General features: G+C 58.4%; 16 protein-coding genes. 7 read left to right on the top strand and 9 right to left on the bottom strand.

Going from position 1 to position 18,420, the window contains the following annotated elements:
• Window positions 1–88 precede the first annotated feature (88 nt).
• Window positions 89–3,040, top strand: a complete 2,952-nt coding sequence (locus IF654_RS07405; protein ID WP_194862624.1) for an HD domain-containing phosphohydrolase — start codon at window positions 89–91, stop codon at window positions 3,038–3,040.
• Here IF654_RS07405 and IF654_RS07400 read toward each other — a convergent pair.
• Together IF654_RS07400 and IF654_RS07395 are read right to left on the bottom strand one after the other, a co-directional pair.
• A complete protein-coding gene (locus tag IF654_RS07400) occupies window positions 3,037–3,519 on the bottom strand; it encodes a GAF domain-containing protein (protein ID WP_047273950.1) in 483 nt (160 codons plus the stop codon). The two genes, IF654_RS07405 and IF654_RS07400, sit on opposite strands and share 4 nt — an antisense overlap.
• The gene (locus tag IF654_RS07395) at window positions 3,512–4,405 is read right to left on the bottom strand and encodes an ATP-binding protein (protein WP_047273949.1); all 894 of its coding nucleotides are present in this window, start codon (window positions 4,403–4,405) and stop codon (window positions 3,512–3,514) included. Before IF654_RS07395 ends, IF654_RS07400 begins: the two co-directional genes overlap by 8 nt.
• Before the next feature lie 165 nt (window positions 4,406–4,570).
• On the opposite strand from IF654_RS07395, the gene IF654_RS07390 reads away from it, so the two are divergent.
• On the top strand, window positions 4,571–6,886 hold the full coding sequence (locus IF654_RS07390; protein WP_047273947.1) for a response regulator: 2,316 nt from the start codon (window positions 4,571–4,573) through the stop codon (window positions 6,884–6,886).
• Window positions 6,887–6,914: 28 nt separating this feature from the next.
• Here IF654_RS07390 and IF654_RS07385 read toward each other — a convergent pair whose 3' ends face one another.
• Both IF654_RS07385 and msrB read right to left on the bottom strand, forming a co-directional pair.
• Window positions 6,915–7,400 (bottom strand): glutathione peroxidase, encoded by a 486-nt coding sequence (locus IF654_RS07385; protein WP_047273945.1) that lies wholly within the window; start codon window positions 7,398–7,400, stop codon window positions 6,915–6,917.
• A gap of 23 nt (window positions 7,401–7,423) precedes the next feature.
• Window positions 7,424–7,819 (bottom strand): peptide-methionine (R)-S-oxide reductase MsrB, encoded by a 396-nt coding sequence (gene msrB / locus IF654_RS07380; RefSeq protein ID WP_047273943.1) that lies wholly within the window; start codon window positions 7,817–7,819, stop codon window positions 7,424–7,426.
• Between the two features lie 218 nt (window positions 7,820–8,037).
• Between msrB and IF654_RS07375 the strand changes: the two genes are divergently transcribed.
• Together IF654_RS07375 and htpX are read left to right on the top strand one after the other, a co-directional pair.
• The gene (locus tag IF654_RS07375) at window positions 8,038–9,249 is read left to right on the top strand and encodes a pyridoxal phosphate-dependent aminotransferase (protein WP_047273941.1); all 1,212 of its coding nucleotides are present in this window, start codon (window positions 8,038–8,040) and stop codon (window positions 9,247–9,249) included.
• Window positions 9,250–9,562: 313 nt separating this feature from the next.
• Window positions 9,563–10,450 carry a protease HtpX gene (gene htpX, locus IF654_RS07370; protein WP_047273939.1) on the top strand — a complete coding sequence of 296 codons (888 nt, stop codon included), beginning with the start codon at window positions 9,563–9,565 and terminating at the stop codon, window positions 10,448–10,450.
• A 62-nt stretch (window positions 10,451–10,512) separates the two neighbouring features.
• Here htpX and IF654_RS07365 read toward each other — a convergent pair whose 3' ends face one another.
• Window positions 10,513–11,172 carry a thiopurine S-methyltransferase gene (locus IF654_RS07365; RefSeq protein WP_047273937.1) on the bottom strand — a complete coding sequence of 220 codons (660 nt, stop codon included), beginning with the start codon at window positions 11,170–11,172 and terminating at the stop codon, window positions 10,513–10,515.
• Window positions 11,173–11,273: 101 nt separating this feature from the next.
• On the opposite strand from IF654_RS07365, the gene IF654_RS07360 reads away from it, so the two are divergent.
• Window positions 11,274–12,041 carry a DODA-type extradiol aromatic ring-opening family dioxygenase gene (locus IF654_RS07360; RefSeq protein WP_047273935.1) on the top strand — a complete coding sequence of 256 codons (768 nt, stop codon included), beginning with the start codon at window positions 11,274–11,276 and terminating at the stop codon, window positions 12,039–12,041.
• Window positions 12,042–12,138: 97 nt separating this feature from the next.
• On the opposite strand, the gene IF654_RS07355 is transcribed toward IF654_RS07360, so the two are convergent.
• Together IF654_RS07355 and IF654_RS07350 are read right to left on the bottom strand one after the other, a co-directional pair.
• Window positions 12,139–13,800 (bottom strand): DEAD/DEAH box helicase, encoded by a 1,662-nt coding sequence (locus tag IF654_RS07355; protein ID WP_047275591.1) that lies wholly within the window; start codon window positions 13,798–13,800, stop codon window positions 12,139–12,141.
• Between the two features lie 373 nt (window positions 13,801–14,173).
• On the bottom strand, window positions 14,174–14,929 hold the full coding sequence (locus tag IF654_RS07350; RefSeq protein WP_047273931.1) for a spermidine synthase: 756 nt from the start codon (window positions 14,927–14,929) through the stop codon (window positions 14,174–14,176).
• Between the two features lie 161 nt (window positions 14,930–15,090).
• Between IF654_RS07350 and IF654_RS07345 the strand changes: the two genes are divergently transcribed.
• The gene (locus IF654_RS07345) at window positions 15,091–16,437 is read left to right on the top strand and encodes a class II 3-deoxy-7-phosphoheptulonate synthase (protein WP_194862625.1); all 1,347 of its coding nucleotides are present in this window, start codon (window positions 15,091–15,093) and stop codon (window positions 16,435–16,437) included.
• Window positions 16,438–16,481: 44 nt separating this feature from the next.
• Here IF654_RS07345 and IF654_RS07340 read toward each other — a convergent pair whose 3' ends face one another.
• On the bottom strand, window positions 16,482–16,661 hold the full coding sequence (locus IF654_RS07340) for a DUF1127 domain-containing protein (protein ID WP_047293008.1): 180 nt from the start codon (window positions 16,659–16,661) through the stop codon (window positions 16,482–16,484).
• 96 nt (window positions 16,662–16,757) lie between these two features.
• Between IF654_RS07340 and IF654_RS07335 the strand changes: the two genes are divergently transcribed.
• Window positions 16,758–17,615 carry a LysR substrate-binding domain-containing protein gene (locus IF654_RS07335; RefSeq protein WP_194862626.1) on the top strand — a complete coding sequence of 286 codons (858 nt, stop codon included), beginning with the start codon at window positions 16,758–16,760 and terminating at the stop codon, window positions 17,613–17,615.
• Here the strand turns inward: IF654_RS07335 and IF654_RS07330 are convergent.
• Window positions 17,605–18,357, bottom strand: coding sequence for a sulfite exporter TauE/SafE family protein (locus IF654_RS07330; RefSeq protein ID WP_047280149.1), 753 nt, complete (start codon window positions 18,355–18,357; stop codon window positions 17,605–17,607). The two genes, IF654_RS07335 and IF654_RS07330, sit on opposite strands and share 11 nt — an antisense overlap.
• Window positions 18,358–18,420: the final 63 nt, after the last annotated feature.

Genomic DNA, 18,420 nt, shown 5'->3' with positions numbered 1-18,420 from the left:
CCGCGCTGTGAACACAAAAAAAGCGCCGATTATTCGGCCCTACTATGCTTAAGGCGACCTGAGCATTGTTCACAGCGGAGACCCTTTCATGCCCACGACTGCGCCAGCCAGCAAGCGTCAGTTTCCGCTGCATGTGCACATCAGTGTGATGTTTACACTGCTTCTGATCGTGCTGGGCGTAACGCTGGGAATTTTCAATTATTTGCAAACCACGCGCATTATCCTCAACAGCAGCCAACAGCTGTTTCAGCAAATCGAGCGGGATGTTCAGCAAGATTTACAACACACTTACCAACCGATTCGACATGCGTTAAGGCTGCTTGCCCTGAATGCCAATACGGGCATCGAAGGTTCAGAAAGCCGGATGGCGTTGTTGGAGCCCTTTGTCCAGACGCTAAAAGACAACCCTTCTCTGGCTGCGCTGTATCTGGGGGACGCGCAAGGGAATTTCTTTCTGGTCCACCCACTGCGCTCGCAAGCCGCGAAGGACCGCCTCTCTGCCCCGTCATCAGCCACCTACGAAGCCTGGGATATTCAACGTTCGGGCCAGGACGCCGCCCCCCTGTCCCGGCACTTTTTCTACGATGACTCGCTGTCGCTGGTTGGCCAGCGTGACAAACCCGATGAGTCATACGACCCGCGCCAGCGCAGCTGGTTTATCCCCGCCAGGGGCATACACGACGAAATCACCACCAGCCCCTATCTGTTTTTCTCCACCCGCGAGGTGGGTACGACGGTGTCCAGACGCAGCTCCGCAAAAGTCGTCATCGGTGCCGACCTGACCCTCTCGCAATTGTCCGCCACACTCGCCCGACACAAAGTCACGCCCCACACAGAAATAGCCTTGTTCGATCAGGACAACACTGCGATTGCCTACCCTGACTATTCCCGTTTGGTAGCGGCGCCTGAATCCACTCAACTGCCAAAAGTCGATCAGCTCAGTTCGGCCTTGAGCACATTGATCGCCCAACCTGGTACAGCGGGCGCTGAGCTGACGGCGGACCAACGGCAATGGATCGTGTCGCGAGCCGGGCTCACGGATGGTGCGCTTAATGGCCTGCAGTTAGCGCTGATGGTCCCCAAAGACGAATTGCTGGCCGATGCGTACCGATTACGCTGGCAAGGCGCCCTGGTTACGCTGGGTATTCTGTTGTTATGCCTGCCCGTGGGTTGGCTGGTGTCCCGAGTGCTGGTCAAGCCCCTGCGCAGGCTGGTGCAGGAAGCCGAAGCCATTCGCCGGTTCGACTTCAATTACCCCGCCAGCCCGCACTCACCCGTGTTGGAGATTGATCAACTGGCGTCCTCCATGCGCCGCATGAAAGAAACCCTGGCCAGTTTTTTCGAAATCACCGCGAGCCTGTCGGCGCACACCCGGTTTGAACCGTTGCTGCAATCGGTCGTGCTGGAAACCATGAAAATCGCTCAAGCCCAGGCCGGGCTGATTTACCTGATAGACAACGATGGGCCTGAGCTTTCCCTCAAAGGATTGATCATTGGCGATCAGCCCCGGGACGTGAACCTCCTAGAGACCGCCATTAACGCAGACCCGCACCAATACCCTGACTGGCTGCGCACGTTGCACCAAGGGGGCGATAGCGTGGTGTGTACGCTGAACCTTGAGCAGGCGGGCATGCTGCACCCTGTGCTGCAAGCGCTAGACACCCACAGTGCGCACCTGCTTGGCATTCGGTTGCATAACCGCCACGGCGAAACTGTGGGCATGCTGGTGTTGCTGCTCAACAACAGTGACTCCACTGAAGACCGGGAACACCTGCGCCCTGACCGGATCGCCTTCATCCAGGCGGTGTCCGGGGCGGCAGCCGTGTCCATCGAGAGTCAGCGGTTACAGGCACGGCAAAAGCAGTTGCTCGACGCCTTCATTCAATTGCTGGCGGGGGCCATCGACGCCAAAAGCCCTTATACCGGCAGCCACTGTCAACGTGTGCCTGCCCTGACCCTGATGCTGGCGCAAGCCGCGTCCTCCAGTCAGTCACCCGAATTCGAGCATTACCGCCCCACCGACGAAGAATGGGAGGCGCTGCACATCGCGTCCTGGCTGCATGACTGCGGCAAAGTGACGACCCCCGAATACGTGGTGGACAAAGCCACCAAACTTGAAACGCTGTACGACCGCATTCATGAGGTACGCACGCGCTTCGAAGTGCTCAAGCGCGATGCATGGGTCAATTACTGGCAAGGTCGGGCGCTGGGCGGCAACGATCAGCAACTGACTCAGATCCGCGAAGCGGTATTGGCCGCTCTGGATGACGATTTTGCCTTCGTCGCACGTTGCAATCTGGGCGGCGAGGCCATGGCCGAAGATGATCTGCAACGCCTGCAAACCATTGCCCTGCGTACCTGGACGCGCACACTGGATGACCGGCTGGGGGTCTCATGGGAAGAAAACAAACGCCAGACAACGCGTCAGGAACAGCCTTTGCCCGTGACCGAACCCTTGTTGGCCGACAAACCGGAACACCTGTTTGAGCGCAACGACTCCGAGCGGATTGAGCCCGACAACGTCTGGGGTTTTCAGCTGGATGTCCCGGCCTACAAATTCAATCGCGGCGAGCTGTACAACCTGAGTACAACCCGAGGGACGCTGACCCGGGAAGAGCGCTACATCATCAACAACCATATCGTGCAGACCATTCTGATGCTCAAGCACCTGCCCTTCCCCAGCTATCTGGGCAACATCGCTGAGATTGCGGGCGGCCATCACGAAAAAATGGACGGCACCGGGTATCCGAAACGGCTTAAGCGCGAAGAAATGAGCCTGGCGGCGCGGATGATGGCGATTGCCGATATCTTTGAAGCGTTAACCGCTTCGGATCGCCCCTACAAAAAGGGCAAAACACTGAGTGAAGCGCTGAGCATCATGGCAGCGATGTGCCACGACGCTCATATCGACCCGCACCTGTTCGCCCTGTTTATCCACGAACAGATTTTCATGCAATACGCCCGGCGCTTTCTTGAACCCGCGCAGATCGACGCGGTGGATGTCGACGCGTTGTTGCGCAAGGCCGGGCTTGCGGCTTAGCAGTCGCTCAAACGCAAAAAGATCGCCGCCAGCGCTTCAATGCCGACTTGATCCTGCTCGGTGAAACGGCCAATGCGTGGACTGTCCAGGTCCAGCACGCCAATCAGGCGACCGTCCTTGATCAACGGCACGACCAGCTCACTGTTCGACGCGCTATCGCAGGCAATGTGGCCCGGGAATGCATGCACATCGTCAACCCGCTGAGTTTGACGGGTGGCAGCGGCTTCTCCGCAAACACCCCGCCCGAACGGGATGCGAACACAGGCGATCTGGCCCTGAAAAGGCCCCAGCACCAGTTCTTCATTACGGTTGAGGTAAAAACCGGCCCAGTTGAGGTCGTCCAGTTGATGAAACAAAAACGCCGAAAACTGCGAAGCATTGGCAATAAAGTCGCGTTCATCGGCCAGCAGCGATTCCAACTGCGCCGTTAACAGGGTGTAACCGTCCAGGCCTGCGCCTGTGGCGTTCAAATCAATCATTCGTTTGCTCCAGCAATTTCAATCCGACCCAGTAGCGCGCGAACTGGTAAGCGCAACGACCATTACGGTTGCCGCGCCCGGTCGCCCAACGCACTGCCAAAATATCCAGCGCTTGATCACGTTGCCACTGCAAACCGGCTTTGGTCGCCAATACGCCGATCCAGTGCTCAACCACGCTCAAAAAATGTTCTTGTGTGAACGGGTAAAACGACAGCCACAGACCAAAGCGGTCAGACAAGGCGATCTTGTCCTCCACGGCTTCGCTGGGGTGCAGTTCACCGTCCACGCGTTTCCAGTGTTCGTTATCGCTTTCTTGCTCCGGCACCAGGTGGCGGCGGTTTGAAGTGGCGTACAACAGGACGTTTTCCGGTGCCTGCTCCAGCGAGCCGTCCAGCACGCTCTTGAGCACTCGATAATCGCCCTCGCCCGCCTCAAACGACAAGTCATCACAAAACAGGACGAAACGCTGCTCCAGCCCCTGGAGGGCTTCAACCACCCTCGGCAGATCCGCCAGGTGATCGCGTTCGATTTCAATCAGGCGCAACCCCCGCGGGGCATATTCGGCCAACAGAGCGCGGATCAGCGAAGACTTGCCCGTGCCGCGCGAGCCCCAGAGCAATGCATGGTTGGCCGGTAAACCGTCAAGGAATTGCTGGGTGTTGCGCCCCAACTGATCGCGCTGCTTATCAATCCCGATCAAGTCGCTCAGGCGCATCTCAAGGCTGACGTCCAGCGCCTGCAAAAAACCCGTGCGGCCTTCTCGCTGCCAGCGAGCGGCGTAAGCATGCTGCCAGTCCACCGGCTCGCGGACGGCTGGCAACAAGGGCTCAATACGCGCCAGCACCGCGTCGGCACGCTCCAGAAAGGCATTCAGTTTAGAATCCACAACTTCTCCTCGGGCTGATACACAGGGTGCGCAGTGATCGAACGGGCATGGCGATCCATTCTCGACGTCACCGAAACCCGTCAGCAGGATGATCCCGGCACCGTGTGTCGGCTAACCTGTTAATCTCTGGTCCGGCGAAAAGAATGGAAACAGGTGCAGCACCCTATGGATATAAAACTCACCCACCGCCTGTCTTTCAAACAGGCGAGGCTGACAGTGCTGGTCGGCTTTGTATTGGGGACGCTGCTCAGCCTGCTACAAATTGGCATCGATTATGCCAGCGAAAACGCTGCCATCAATCGTGAAATCCAATCCTTGCTTGAGATCAGCCATAACCCGGCCTCACGCATTGCCTACAACCTCGACTCCGAACTGGCGCAGGAGCTGGTACTGGGGCTCTTGCGCTCGCCCGCCATCATTGGCGCGCAATTGAGTGACAACGACAAATCCATGCTGGCCTCGGTGCATGATCAGCCTGAAGACGGCCGCTATCGTACGCTGAGCGACTTTTTGTTCGGCGCCAACCGCTCATTCGATGACCGGCTCTACTTCAATCATTTGCCGGAACAAAGCGTGGGCGTGCTGCACCTTGAGGTGGACACTTATCCGTTTGGCAGCCGCTTCTTGCACCGGGCAGAAGTCACCCTGCTGACCGGCTTTGCCCGCAGCCTGATTTTGTCCGGGCTGCTGCTCGCGCTGTTTTACGTGATGCTGACCAAGCCTCTGGTGCGGGTGATTCGCGACCTGAGCAACAGCAAACCCGGTGATCCCAAACAATCGCGTATTGATTGCCCGCCCGGCCATGAGGACGACGAAATCGGGGTGCTGGTCGACGTCGCCAACCAGCAATTTGACGCCCTGGTGCGGGAAATCGACCACCGGCGCAGCGCCGAGAACCGCCTGACCGAGTACTTGGCGCAACTGGAACACATCGTGTCGGCCCGCACTCAGGAGCTCAAGGCGATCAACGCGCGGCTGACGCAATCCAATGAAGAGCTCGAAACCGCCCGCAGCACGGCGCTGGAGATGGCCCAGGCGCGCTCGGCGTTCCTCGCCAACATGAGCCACGAAATACGCACGCCGCTCAATGGCCTGCTGGGCATGCTGGCTTTGAGCCTGGACAGCCCGTTGAATGCCGAACAGCATCAGCAACTGTCGATCGCCCACGATTCGGGCAAAGTGCTGGTCGAACTGCTTAATGACATTCTCGACCTGTCGAAATTCGACGCGGGGCAACTGGAACTCGAACACATTGCGTTCGACCTCGGCGCACTGGTTGAAGACACGGCCAACCTGCTGTCGCAGAATGCCGCGCCAAGCGTGGAACTGACGTGCCTGATTGACCCGCACTTTCCGGCACTGGTGATCGGTGATCCGACACGAGTACGGCAAATCGTCAGCAACCTGCTCTCCAACGCGCTGAAGTTCACCCGCTTTGGGCGCGTGGATGTGCGTCTGCATGCAGAAAACGACCGGGTGCGCATCGAGGTGTGTGACACCGGCATTGGCATCGCCCGGGAAGCCCAGGCCAGAATATTCAAACCCTTTACCCAGGCCGGCGCAGGCATTACCCGGCAGTTTGGCGGCACAGGCTTGGGGCTGGCATTGACCAATAGCCTGTGCGAGGTCATGCAAGGGCGTCTGACCATTAGCTCCGAGGTGGGTTTTGGCAGCCAGTTCTGCGCCGACCTGCCGCTGCCCTGTCACACGCCGGCCCTTTCGCCCAAGCCATTGCAGGGCAAGGTCATTGCCGTCACCACCGCCAGCAGCGGCTTGTCTGAACTGCTTGGCAACCTGTTGCCGACCTGGGGGCTGAACTATCAACGTTTCTCGATCGACGACTCACTGGCAGGCATTGAGCCTGACCTGCTGATCACCGATTGTCCGGAATGCCTGTTTGGCTTGCGGCCCGCGATCAAAGCGCCGATTTTGCTGGTCACGGCGTATGGCAACTTCATGCCCGGCGACCAAGTGAATGCCCTTGCGCCCCTGCAACAAAAGGCCCGCCCGCTTTCGCGTAAAGCGCTCTATCAAAGCCTGCAGCACTTGCTGCAACACGACGATGACGAAGCCTTGAGCGTGCCGCCCAGCAGCCAGCCCACCGAACATCGGGCGCGAATCCTGCTGGTCGAAGACAACCCGGTCAACCAATTGGTGGCCAAAGGCATGTTGAGCAAATTGGGATGCGATGTCGCGGTTGCCGCCCACGGCGGCGAGGCCTTGAGTCAACTGGAGCAGCAGGACTTTGACCTGGTGCTGATGGATTGCAACATGCCAGTCATGGATGGTTATGAAGCCAGTCGGCAGATCCGCCAGAGTGAGCGCTGGCCGGACCTGCCGATTGTGGCCCTGACCGCCAACGCCATGCCCGAAGAGCGCGAGCGTTGCCGGGCAGCCGGTATGAACGACTATTTGGCCAAGCCTTTCCGCCGTGAAGAACTTGAGGCGCTGCTGGACACCTGGGTGCCCTTGACGCCTTGAAAGGTTGGCCCGGTGTCAGCAAGGACGCTTAGCCGAGAAGTGCTTCTATGTCGGGTTTCAAGGCATTCGGCTTGGTCGGTGGGGCGTAACGCTTGATGGTCTGACCGTCGGCACTGATCAGAAACTTGGTGAAATTCCACTTGATGGCGGTGGAGCCCAGCAACCCCGGCGCCCGGGCCTTCAACGCCCTGAACAGCGGGTGCGCCTGGGCACCATTGACCTCGACTTTTTTGAACAGCGGGAAGCTCACGCCGTAATGGGTCTCGCAAAACTGCGAAATGGCCGCCTCGTCCCCCGGTTCCTGTTGCCCGAACTGGTTGCAAGGGAAGCCAAGAATCACCAAGCCACGATCCTTATACGCCTGCCACAGGGCTTCAAGGCCCTTGTATTGAGGCGTAAACCCGCAGTTGCTGGCGGTATTGACCACCAGCAGCGCTTTGCCATGGAAGTCGGCCAGGGTCTTTGTTTCCCCCGTCAGCGTAGTGCAAGGGATATTCAGCACGTTATCAGTCATGACGGCGCCTCGAAAAGTGATGGTCAGTCGCGCGGTACGAGATCCAGACACACCGAGTTGATGCAGTAACGTAGCCCTGTTGGCGGTGGGCCGTCGGGGAATACATGCCCCAGATGCGCGTCACACTTGGCGCACACCACTTCGGTGCGAATCATGCCGTGGCTCATGTCACGAATCTCAAGCATTGCACTTTCGCCAATCGGCTCATAGAAGCTCGGCCAGCCGCACCCCGAATCAAACTTGGCTGTTGAGTCAAACAAAGGCGCTTGGCAGCAGATGCAGTGGTAAACGCCATCTGTTTTGGTGGCGTTGTATTTGCCCGAAAACGGTCGCTCGGTGCCTTTAAGACGGCAGACGTTGTATTGCTCCGGGTCGAGCATGGCCTTCCACTCGTCCAGTGTTTTTTCCAACTTGTGCATGGTTATCCCTCTGTCACTGAAAAACCCCCGACCAGTGGCTTTTCCAGGGGTCGGGTGGCACGTATGATTGCGCCTCGTTAAACGCCAGTCTGGCACCCGCGTTATCCGCATTCAAACGGATTGTTGAAGCGACGCGGATTGCCGCTGTGTGAAGGCACAGAATTTCCCAGTCAGGCAACACCTCTGGCTGGATCGTTCATTTTCGGGATCACATCGCCATGCAGGTCAGCAAATCAAACAAGCTCGCCAACGTCTGTTATGACATTCGCGGCCCAGTGCTCAAGCACGCCAAACGCCTGGAAGAGGAAGGCCATCGCATCCTCAAGCTGAATATCGGCAACCCGGCGCCATTTGGTTTTGAAGCCCCGGATGAAATCCTCCAGGACGTGATCCGCAACCTGCCCACCGCGCAGGGCTACAGTGACTCCAAAGGCTTGTTCAGCGCGCGCAAGGCGGTGATGCAGTACTACCAGCAAAAACAGGTCGAAGGCGTCGGTATTGAAGACATCTACCTGGGCAACGGTGTGTCCGAGCTGATCGTGATGTCGCTGCAAGCACTGCTCAACAATGGCGATGAGGTGCTGGTCCCGGCCCCTGATTACCCGCTGTGGACCGCTGCGGTAACACTGGCAGGCGGCCATCCGGTGCACTACCTGTGCGACGAACAGGCCAACTGGTTCCCGGACCTGGCCGACATCAAGGCCAAAATTACTCCGAACACCAAGGCCATGGTCATCATCAACCCGAACAACCCGACGGGGGCGGTGTACTCCAAAGAAGTGCTGCAAGGCATGCTGGAAATCGCACGCCAACACAACCTCGTGGTGTTCTCTGATGAGATCTACGACAAGATCCTGTACGACGATGCCGTGCACATCTGTACGGCTTCGCTGGCCCCGGACGTCCTGTGCCTGACCTTCAATGGTTTGTCGAAATCCTATCGCGTCGCGGGCTTTCGCTCCGGCTGGATCGCCATTTCCGGCCCCAAACACAATGCCCAGAGCTACATTGAAGGCATCGACATGCTGGCCAACATGCGCCTGTGTGCCAACGTCCCGAGTCAGCATGCGATCCAGACGGCGCTGGGCGGTTATCAGAGTATTAATGACCTGGTGCTGCCTAACGGTCGCTTGCTCGAACAACGCAACCGCACTTGGGAGTTGCTCAACGATATCCCGGGCGTCAGTTGCGTGAAGCCCATGGGGGCCTTGTATGCCTTCCCGCGGATTGACCCTAAAGTCTGCCCGATCCTCAACGATGAGAAATTCGTCCTGGACCTGCTGCTTTCGGAAAAACTGCTGGTGGTGCAAGGCACGGCGTTTAACTGGCCGTGGCCCGATCATTTCCGTGTGGTCACGCTGCCACGGGTGGATGAACTGGACCAGGCGATCGGCAGAATCGGTAACTTCCTGAAAACCTACCGTCAGTAATTTCCCAACATGCTGTGCGACACATCAAATGTCGCACAGCATGTTTTGTATGAAATATTCTTCACCCGCCACATCCGCTCGCCTGCTGCCCCCCTCCCCGCACCTCGCTAAAATCGCCATGCCTTGTATTTATTGACCCGAAACCGAATTTTCGCGTCTAAAAAAAGTCAATCCGTATTAGGAAACGGCTTTCTTGCAACTAGAATCAGCCTGTAGGACACAGTTTGAAATAGTCACTTGGTTGAATAGCCTGTAACAGCACCTTATATACCCGCATGCGGCAATACCTTAAGTCGAGGAGATTCTTACAACCATGATGCGCATTTTGCTGTTTTTGGCCACTAACCTGGCGGTCGTGCTGATTGCCAGCATCACCCTGAGCCTGTTCGGCTTCAACGGGTTCATGGCGGCCAACGGGGTTGATCTGAACCTCAGTCAGCTGTTGGTTTTCTGTGCAGTCTTTGGTTTCGCAGGATCTTTGTTCTCGCTGTTCATTTCCAAATGGATGGCGAAAATGAGCACCAGCACCCAGGTCATCACTCAACCCCGTACTCGTCATGAACAATGGCTGATGCAAACCGTTGAGCAATTGTCCCGGGAAGCCGGGATCAAAATGCCCGAGGTCGGGATTTTCCCCGCCTATGAGGCCAACGCCTTTGCAACAGGCTGGAACAAGAACGATGCACTGGTTGCTGTCAGCCAGGGCCTGCTGGAGCGTTTTTCTCCCGATGAAGTAAAAGCGGTTCTGGCTCACGAAATCGGCCACGTCGCCAATGGCGACATGGTGACCCTGGCCCTGGTGCAAGGGGTGGTGAACACATTTGTGATGTTCTTCGCCCGCATCATCGGCAACTTTGTGGACAAGGTGATTTTCAAGAACGAAGAAGGCCGCGGCATTGCCTACTACGTGGCAACGATCTTCGCAGAGCTGGTGCTGGGCTTCCTGGCCAGCGCCATTGTGATGTGGTTCTCGCGCAAGCGTGAATTCCGGGCTGACGAAGCAGGTGCTCACCTTGCGGGCACAGCAGCCATGATCAGCGCCCTGCAACGCTTGCGCTCCGAACAGGGCCTGCCTGTGCACATGCCGGACAGCCTGGCGGCTTTTGGTATCAATGGCGGCATCAAACAAGGTCTGGCCCGTATGTTCATGAGCCACCCACCGCTGGAAGAGCGTATCGACGCACTGCGTCGCCGCGGCTAACGTTTACGGCGAACAAAAAAGGGCGACTTCGGTCGCCCTTTTTCATATCGGTCCAGTGCGCGTCAGGCCGTTTTTTCCAGGCGGTAGACACGCTCAACCAACCGGGTTGCACCGCCTTTCAAAAACTTCCAGCTCTTGCCCAAGATGTCCGGTTGCTCAAGGATCTCGACTGACCAATCTGCCGCCAAAAGACGCTGGACCTCCGCATCGGGCACGGAAAACGGCGGGCCTTGCATCTGCGACTGCTCGTAATCAAGGGTAATCAACAGGCCCCGGCAGCGCGCTGGCAAGATGCGTGTCAGATGGGCCGTGTAGTCCTCTCGCATCTGCGGGGGCAAGGCGATGATGGCCGCGCGGTCATACACACCTGAACAGGCCGCGACCTCCTCAGCGCTCAACGCAAAAAAATCACCACACAGCAACGTCACCGGCCCTGCCTCGTAGACCCTGAAGCCGCCCCGCTGACTGACCCTGGGTTCGAGGTCGTGTTCGCTGAAAAACGCCTGCACCGCTGTCTCAGACAGCTCAACGCCCAGCACCTCATAACCCTGTGCCGCCAGCCACGTTAAATCGAGGGTTTTCCCGCACAGCGGCACCAGCACACGCGCTCCAGGCTCAAGGCCGAGGTCGGGCCAATAACGCGCTAAATGGGGATTGACCTGCTCCAGGTGAAAGCCAATCTGATTACGCTCCCAACGGTCGTGCCAAAAGTCAGCCTGCATGATTCACCTTTAAATTCGATGGATAACCACTAAAACTTATATTGGATTTAGATCATTGATCAGAACGAAGATGACGCATCTTAACCCTGAGGGCCCTGTTCATGCTTCCCAGCCTGTTTATTTCTCATGGCTCGCCAATGCTGGCACTTGAGCCCGGCGCCAGTGGGCCCGCCTTGACCCGTTTGGCCGCCGAACTGCCGCGCCCGAACGCTATCGTAATCATGTCTGCACACTGGGAAAGCGCGGAACTGATTGTCAGCAGCGGCGCGGCACCTGAAACCTGGCATGACTTTGGCGGATTCCCCCCTGCCTTGTTCGCTGTGCAATACCCGGCCCCGGGGAATCCCCAACTGGCCGCAAAGGTAGCGCAACGCTTGGCTGACAACGGTTTACCGGCCCGACTGGACCCGCGACGCCCTTTTGATCACGGCACCTGGGTGCCCTTGTCCCTGATGTACCCGCAGGCCGATATCCCCGTGGTGCAGGTTTCTCTGCCCAGCCAACGAGGCCCGGCCTTTCAGACACACATCGGCCGCGCCCTGGCCGGTCTGCGTGAAGAAGGCATCTTGTTGATCGGCTCCGGCAGCATCACCCACAACCTGCGCGAGCTGGACTGGCACGCAGGCCCCGAGCGCATCGAGCCGTGGGCCAAGGCATTTCGGGACTGGATGATTGAAAAACTCGAGGCTGACGATGAGGCAGCGCTTCACGACTACCGGCGCGCTGCCCCCCATGCCGCGCGTAACCACCCCAGTGATGAGCACGTGCTGCCCCTGTTTTTCGCCCGCGGGGCCGGCGGGGCATTTCACGTGGCGCACGCGGGCTGGACGCTGGGTGCGCTGGGCATGGATATTTATCGGTTTGGATGACGGCAGGCTATCGACCTGACGTAGACCCACCTACCGGACAAAAAAAATCCCCGAACACGTCGGGGATTTTTTTATCGATCAATCACTGCAGCAGTGATTAATCTTCGCGGTAGCGGCGCAGCTTGAGCTGTTTGCCGGCAACACGGGTGTCTTTCAGCTTGGCCAGCAGTTTTTCCAGGCCATCTTCCGGCAGTTCTACCAGGCTGAAGCTGTCACGCACCTGGATGCGACCGATGGCTTCACGTGCCAGGCCACCCTCGTTGAGGATAGCGCCCAGCAGGTTCTTGGCAGCGATACCATCACGCGCACCCAGCGCGGTACGGCAACGGGCACGGCCTTCGGCCAATGGAACCGGCGCACGACGCTCACGATCACCACGCTCAGGACGATCACCCGAACGTTCACGCGGCGCGCTGTTCGGCACCAGTGGACGCTCGCGCTCGATGGCCGCCAGGGTCAGGGCTTGACCGTTGGTGGCTTTGCGCAGCAGAGCGGCGGCCAGGGCACGCGGGCTGCAACCGATGTCGGCAGTCAGGCGATCCAGCAGATCACCGTGAGTCGATTCGGCATCAGCCACCAGCGGCGCCAGGCTGTTGGTCAGCTTCTTGATGCGAGCATCGAGAACGGCTTGAGCATCCGGCAGGCGAACTTCAGCAACCTTTTGACCGGTTACACGCTCGATCACTTGCAGCATGCGACGCTCACGCGGCGTTACCAGCAACAGCGCACGACCTTCGCGACCGGCACGGCCAGTACGGCCGATACGGTGAACGTAGGACTCAGGGTCGTACGGCATGTCAACGTTGAACACGTGGGTGATACGCGGAACGTCGAGACCACGTGCTGCTACGTCGGTCGCCACAACGATGTCCAGACGGCCATCCTTGAGGGAGTCGATCACGCGCTCACGTTGGTTCTGGGCGATGTCACCGTTCAGCGCAGCGGCTTTGTAGCCTTTGGCTTCCAGGGCACTGGCCAGATCCAGGGTCGCTTGCTTGGTGCGCACGAACATGATCAGGGCGTCGAAGTCTTCGACTTCCAGCAGGCTCAATACAGCCGAGGTCTTCTGGTCAGCGTGAACCAACAGGTGAGCCTGTTCGATCGCGGTAACGGTCTGAGTCTTGGTCTGGATCTTCACGTGTTGCGGATCGCGCAGGTGGCGCTCAGCAATGGCACGGATCGACTGCGGCAGGGTCGCGGAGAACAAAACGGTCTGACGGGTCGATGGCAGAGCCTTGAAGATCACTTCAAGGTCGTCCATGAAGCCCAGCTTCAACATTTCGTCAGCTTCGTCGAGAACCAGGTGGTTCACGGTTGCCAGTACTTTTTCGTCACGACGCAAGTGGTCGCACAGACGGCCCGGTGTGGCGACAACGATCTGTGCGCCATTACGGATTGCTTTCAGCTGTGGGCCCATAGGCGCGCCGCCGTAAACGGCTACCACAGTTACGCCAGGCATTTGCTTGGAGTAGGTTTCGAAAGCGGTTGCTACTTGCAGCGCCAACTCACGGGTTGGCGCCAGGATCAGGGCTTGCGGCTCGCGCTTAGCAGGATCGATGCGGTGCAGGATCGGCAGGGCGAACGCGGCGGTTTTACCCGTACCGGTTTGCGCCTGACCAATCATGTCGTGACCGGCCATGATGATCGGGATCGATTGCTGCTGAATAGCCGAAGGTTCTTCGTAGCCAGTCGCTGCGACGGCTGCAAGAATATTCGGATTAAGATTAAAAGCGGCGAAGCCGCCGGTTTCCTGGGTCATGGGTCTGCCTCTAAGTGCATCCGCAAAGACCCATGCTCCAAAGCTGCGCATGCCGTGTAAGACTCAAGAGTCGCCCTGGCTGCTTTGTCGGCGGGGATTTGCGAAAACGTTTAAATGAATGGAGCGTTCAGGGTTGTCCGCGAAACGGACGAGCAGCCGAAGCGTGCTTCGGGAAATGCGACACCTAAACGTGGCCCGGCTAAAGGCCGGCGCGCACTATACCGGATTTATCAAAAAAAAGAAGTGTTTTTTTGAGGCAAAAAGCGCTGTATGCCTCTATAGACCGGGCCTTAAGGATATTTTGACCGGTTCAAAAAACGCCAAACCCTTGGCCACTCGGGGCCAAAGGCTAAAACGTTTCATCTTTGCGCATTCAGGTGGCAGGGCGAATGGCTTTGATCAACGGCTCCAGCGAGTACCCCAGCGTCGACGCCAGCGCTTGAGCACGCCCGGTGACCGCGTCCAGCGCCAGTGTCTGCTCCAGATCCGCAGGCACCATCAAGATCACGTTGCCCTCCTTCACCGGCAACTCCCAGTAATGGCGATGGTACAAACCGCGCAGCAGTGCCGCGCCCAACGGTTTGCCATCATCGGTGGCCCACTGATTGATGATCAGCCAGCCGCCGGGATTGAGTTTCTTCTGGCAGTTTTCAAGGAACCCCCAGGCCAGGTGCCCGGACGCAGGCCCGAGGTCGTTATAAAGGTCGACAAAAATGAGGTCCGCCGACTCCGCACTGTCGAGCAACTCCAGGGCGTCCCCGATACGGATGTAAAGCCTGGGGTCATCATCCAGGCCCAGGTACTCGATGGCCAGCCGGGGGACGTCAGGTCGCAGCTCGATGGCTTCGACATCGTCGAGGGGCAGAAACTTGAGGCAGGCCTGCGTCAGAGTGCCTGCGCCCAACCCTAAAAACAGGGCACTTTCAGGGGCTTCATGGCACAGCGCGCCGATCAGCATGGCGCGGGTGTAGTCATACTCCAGCCAGCTGGGATCAGCGGTGAAGACACAACTTTGCTCGATCGCATCGCCAAATTCGAGGAAGCGGTAATCCTCCACTTCAAGCACCCGAATCATGCCGAAGTCATCATGGACTTCGGCGAGCAGACGCTCAACGCGCTCCTCAGACATTTCCTCTCCTTGCCGCGACCCGGCACAACCCGGGCATCGCACTAAAAAACCACCACTCGGCGCCGAGCAGAAAGGCGCGATTGTCGGCCATAGCAGCGCGACAGGTCACGCACTAATTTGCTGCTACCATGGCCCACCTCACTTCCACATTAGAGTCTGCGATGAGCCAATCCTGGAGCCCCGACAGCTGGCGAGCCCTGCCAATCCAGCAACAACCTGTCTACCCTGACGCCGCTCACCTGCTGCGGGTCGAACAAAGCCTGGCCAGTTACCCGCCACTGGTCTTTGCAGGCGAAGCACGCGAGTTGCGCCGCCAATTTGCGGAAGTCACACAGGGTCGGGCTTTTCTGCTTCAAGGTGGCGATTGCGCTGAAAGTTTTGCCGAGTTTTCCGCGGCCAAGATTCGCGACACGTTCAAAGTGTTACTGCAAATGGCCATCGTCATGACGTTTGCGGCGGGTTGCCCGGTGGTCAAAGTCGGTCGCATGGCCGGCCAATTCGCCAAACCGCGCTCGGCCAATGACGAAACCCTCAACGGCGTCACGCTCCCGGCCTATCGCGGCGATATCGTCAATGGCATCGGTTTTGATGAAAAAAGCCGTGTACCGGATCCCGAACGCCTGGTGCAGGCTTACAACCAGTCCACCGCCACCCTGAACCTGCTACGCGCTTTTGCCCAGGGCGGTTTTGCCGACCTGCATCAGGTCCACAAATGGAATCTGGACTTCATCGCCAACTCGGCCCTGGCTGAAAAGTACAGCCAACTGGCCACCCGCATTGATGAAACCCTGGCCTTTATGCGCGCCTGCGGCATGGACAGCTCGCCGCAATTGCGCGAAACCAGTTTCTTCACTGCCCACGAAGCGCTGCTGCTCAATTACGAAGAGGCCTTCGTGCGCCGCGACAGCCTGACCAACGATTACTACGATTGCTCGGCCCACATGCTGTGGATCGGTGACCGTACGCGCCAGCTGGACGGCGCGCATGTCGAGTTTTTGCGCGGGGTCCATAACCCGATCGGGGTCAAGGTCGGGCCGAGCATGAACACCGATGACTTGCTGCGACTGATCGACATGCTCAACCCGAACAACGACCCGGGCCGCCTCAACCTGATCGCGCGCATGGGCGCCGACAAGGTGGGCGATCACTTGCCACAGTTGATTCGTGCGGTCGAGGGTGCAGGCAAGCAAGTGCTCTGGAGTTGCGACCCGATGCACGGCAACACCATCAAGGCCAGCAGTGGCTACAAAACCCGCGACTTTGAGCAGATCCTTCGCGAAGTGAAACACTTCTTCCAGGTACATGAAGCCGAGGGCAGTTACGCCGGCGGTATTCACATCGAAATGACCGGGCAAAATGTCACCGAGTGCATTGGCGGCTCACGCCCGATTACCGAAGATGGCTTGTCGGACCGCTACCACACCCATTGCGACCCGCGAATGAATGCCGATCAGTCATTGGAGCTGGCGTTTTTGATTGCCGAAACACTCAAGCAAGTCAAACGCTGAAATGTTGCGCCTGGCATCAGGCGTAAGGGCGCATGAGGACCCGTTTATTTGTTAAACGGGTCTTCCCAAAAGTGCCGATGACTTTCAATTTCAACGTCCGCACGGCTCAGCCCCAGATCCTTGAGCGTCGCATCACTGATCCTGCGCAAACATGCCCGTTCGCGGGCTAACTGGTGCCACCGGACGAGCCGTGACCACACGACTGAAACCTTATTACCTTTCATCGCTTGAGTCCTCCTGGGGGATGGCTCAAGTGTCTGTCTGCGCTTAAGATCAATCCAACGAATGTTTCTTATGCGACTCATCTCAGAGATTGATGAATGGCTGATTTCCCCAGCATAGATACCGACCTGCTGCGCACGCTTGTGGCGATTGCGGACCATGGCGGCTTCACCCGCGCCGCCGCCGTTGTCAACCGCACGCAATCGGCAGTGAGCATGCAAATGAAGCGGCTTGAAGAAGATGTCCTTCAATGCCCGCTTTTTCAGCGCGACGGGCGTAATGTCTCACTGACGACCGAAGGCCACGTCCTGCTCGGCTACGCGCGGCGCATTCTGAAATTGCACGGCGAGGTCTTCAATACCCTGCGCCAGCCGCACATGGTGGGCACGATCAAAATCGGCTCACCGGACGATTACGTGATGCGTTTTTTACCCGGGGTGCTGTCGCGATTCGCTCAGGATTACCCGCTGATCAATGTGGAAGTGCATTGCGAGCCATCTGCGTTACTGCTGCAACGTAACGATCTGGACTTGACCATCGTCACCCGCAAGCCAGGCTCAGAGCGAGGACAGATTCTGCGTCAGGAACGCTTCGTGTGGATGGTGGCCGAAGGTTTTACGCCCCATGAACAAACGCCGCTGCCACTGGCCATGTTCAACACCGAGTGTTTTTGCCGGGTCTGGGCCTGCAATGCACTGGATGCGATGCAACGCGAATACCGGGTCGCTTATACCAGCGCCAGCCTGGCGGCCATTAATGCTGTGGTCAGTACGGGGCTGGCCGTGACTGCGCAGCTCGAGAGCCTATTGACCCCCGGTCTGCGCATCGTCGCAGAAGCCGAAAATCTGCCTCAGCTGCCGTCTGCCAGCATTGTATTGCTGCGCAAACCCACCACGACGCCCTCACCGATTATTGAATGCTTTGCGCACTACATCGTCGATGGCTTCAAGCCTTGATGGCCAACAACCCGGCGCATACCAACAAGAAGCCGCAATACAAGGCGCGCAGCACACGCTCGGGCAGCGCATGAGCAACTTTTACGCCCCAACTGATACTCAGCAACCCGCCGATGGCCATGGGCACCCCCATCAGCCAGTTGACCTCGTGATGAACGGCGTAGGTCAACAGCGTGACGCTGGTACTCGGTGCCGCCAGGGCCAGCGACATCCCCTGCGCCACCACCTGCGAGGTGCCGAACACGCTGGTCAACACGGGCGCCGCGACGACGGCGCCGCCTACGCCAAATAACCCGCCCGTGGTTCCCGCCAATGCCCCCAACGCGCCAAACCATGGCCAGCCGTAGCGAGAGCCTGTGGGCGCTTGAGCCGCTGCCCCATACAGCTTGATCAGGTTATACAGCGTAATCGCCAGCAAAAAACCGACAAATCCCCACCGAATAATGCGCTGATCCAGCCCTACCGCGAGCATCGCGCCCAGCCACGCAAAGCAGAAACTCATGACCACCAGCGGTAACGCCTGACGCAGGTCGATGCGATTGCGCTGGTTGTAGCGATACAGCGCCACCAGCACATTGGGCACCGACATGACCAAGGCCGTACCTTGCGCCATTTGCTGATCCAGACCAAACCACAGGCCCAGCACGGGAATGGCAATCAAACCACCGCCTATCCCGAACAATCCGCCCATCGCCCCCAGCGCGACACCCAACGCGGTGTACATCACAACATCCATCAACATCACTGCCCCTCATGGTGATCGGCCATGCTACCCAGTCGCAGGCCAGTGGCAAAGCTCAAAACC

The organism is Pseudomonas lundensis (genome assembly GCF_015377145.2).
In the GTDB taxonomy this organism is placed as follows: Bacteria; Pseudomonadota; Gammaproteobacteria; order Pseudomonadales; family Pseudomonadaceae; genus Aquipseudomonas; species Aquipseudomonas lundensis.
The sequence above is the reverse complement of the archived record's forward strand: the minus strand, read 5'-3'. Positions and strand labels throughout refer to the sequence as shown.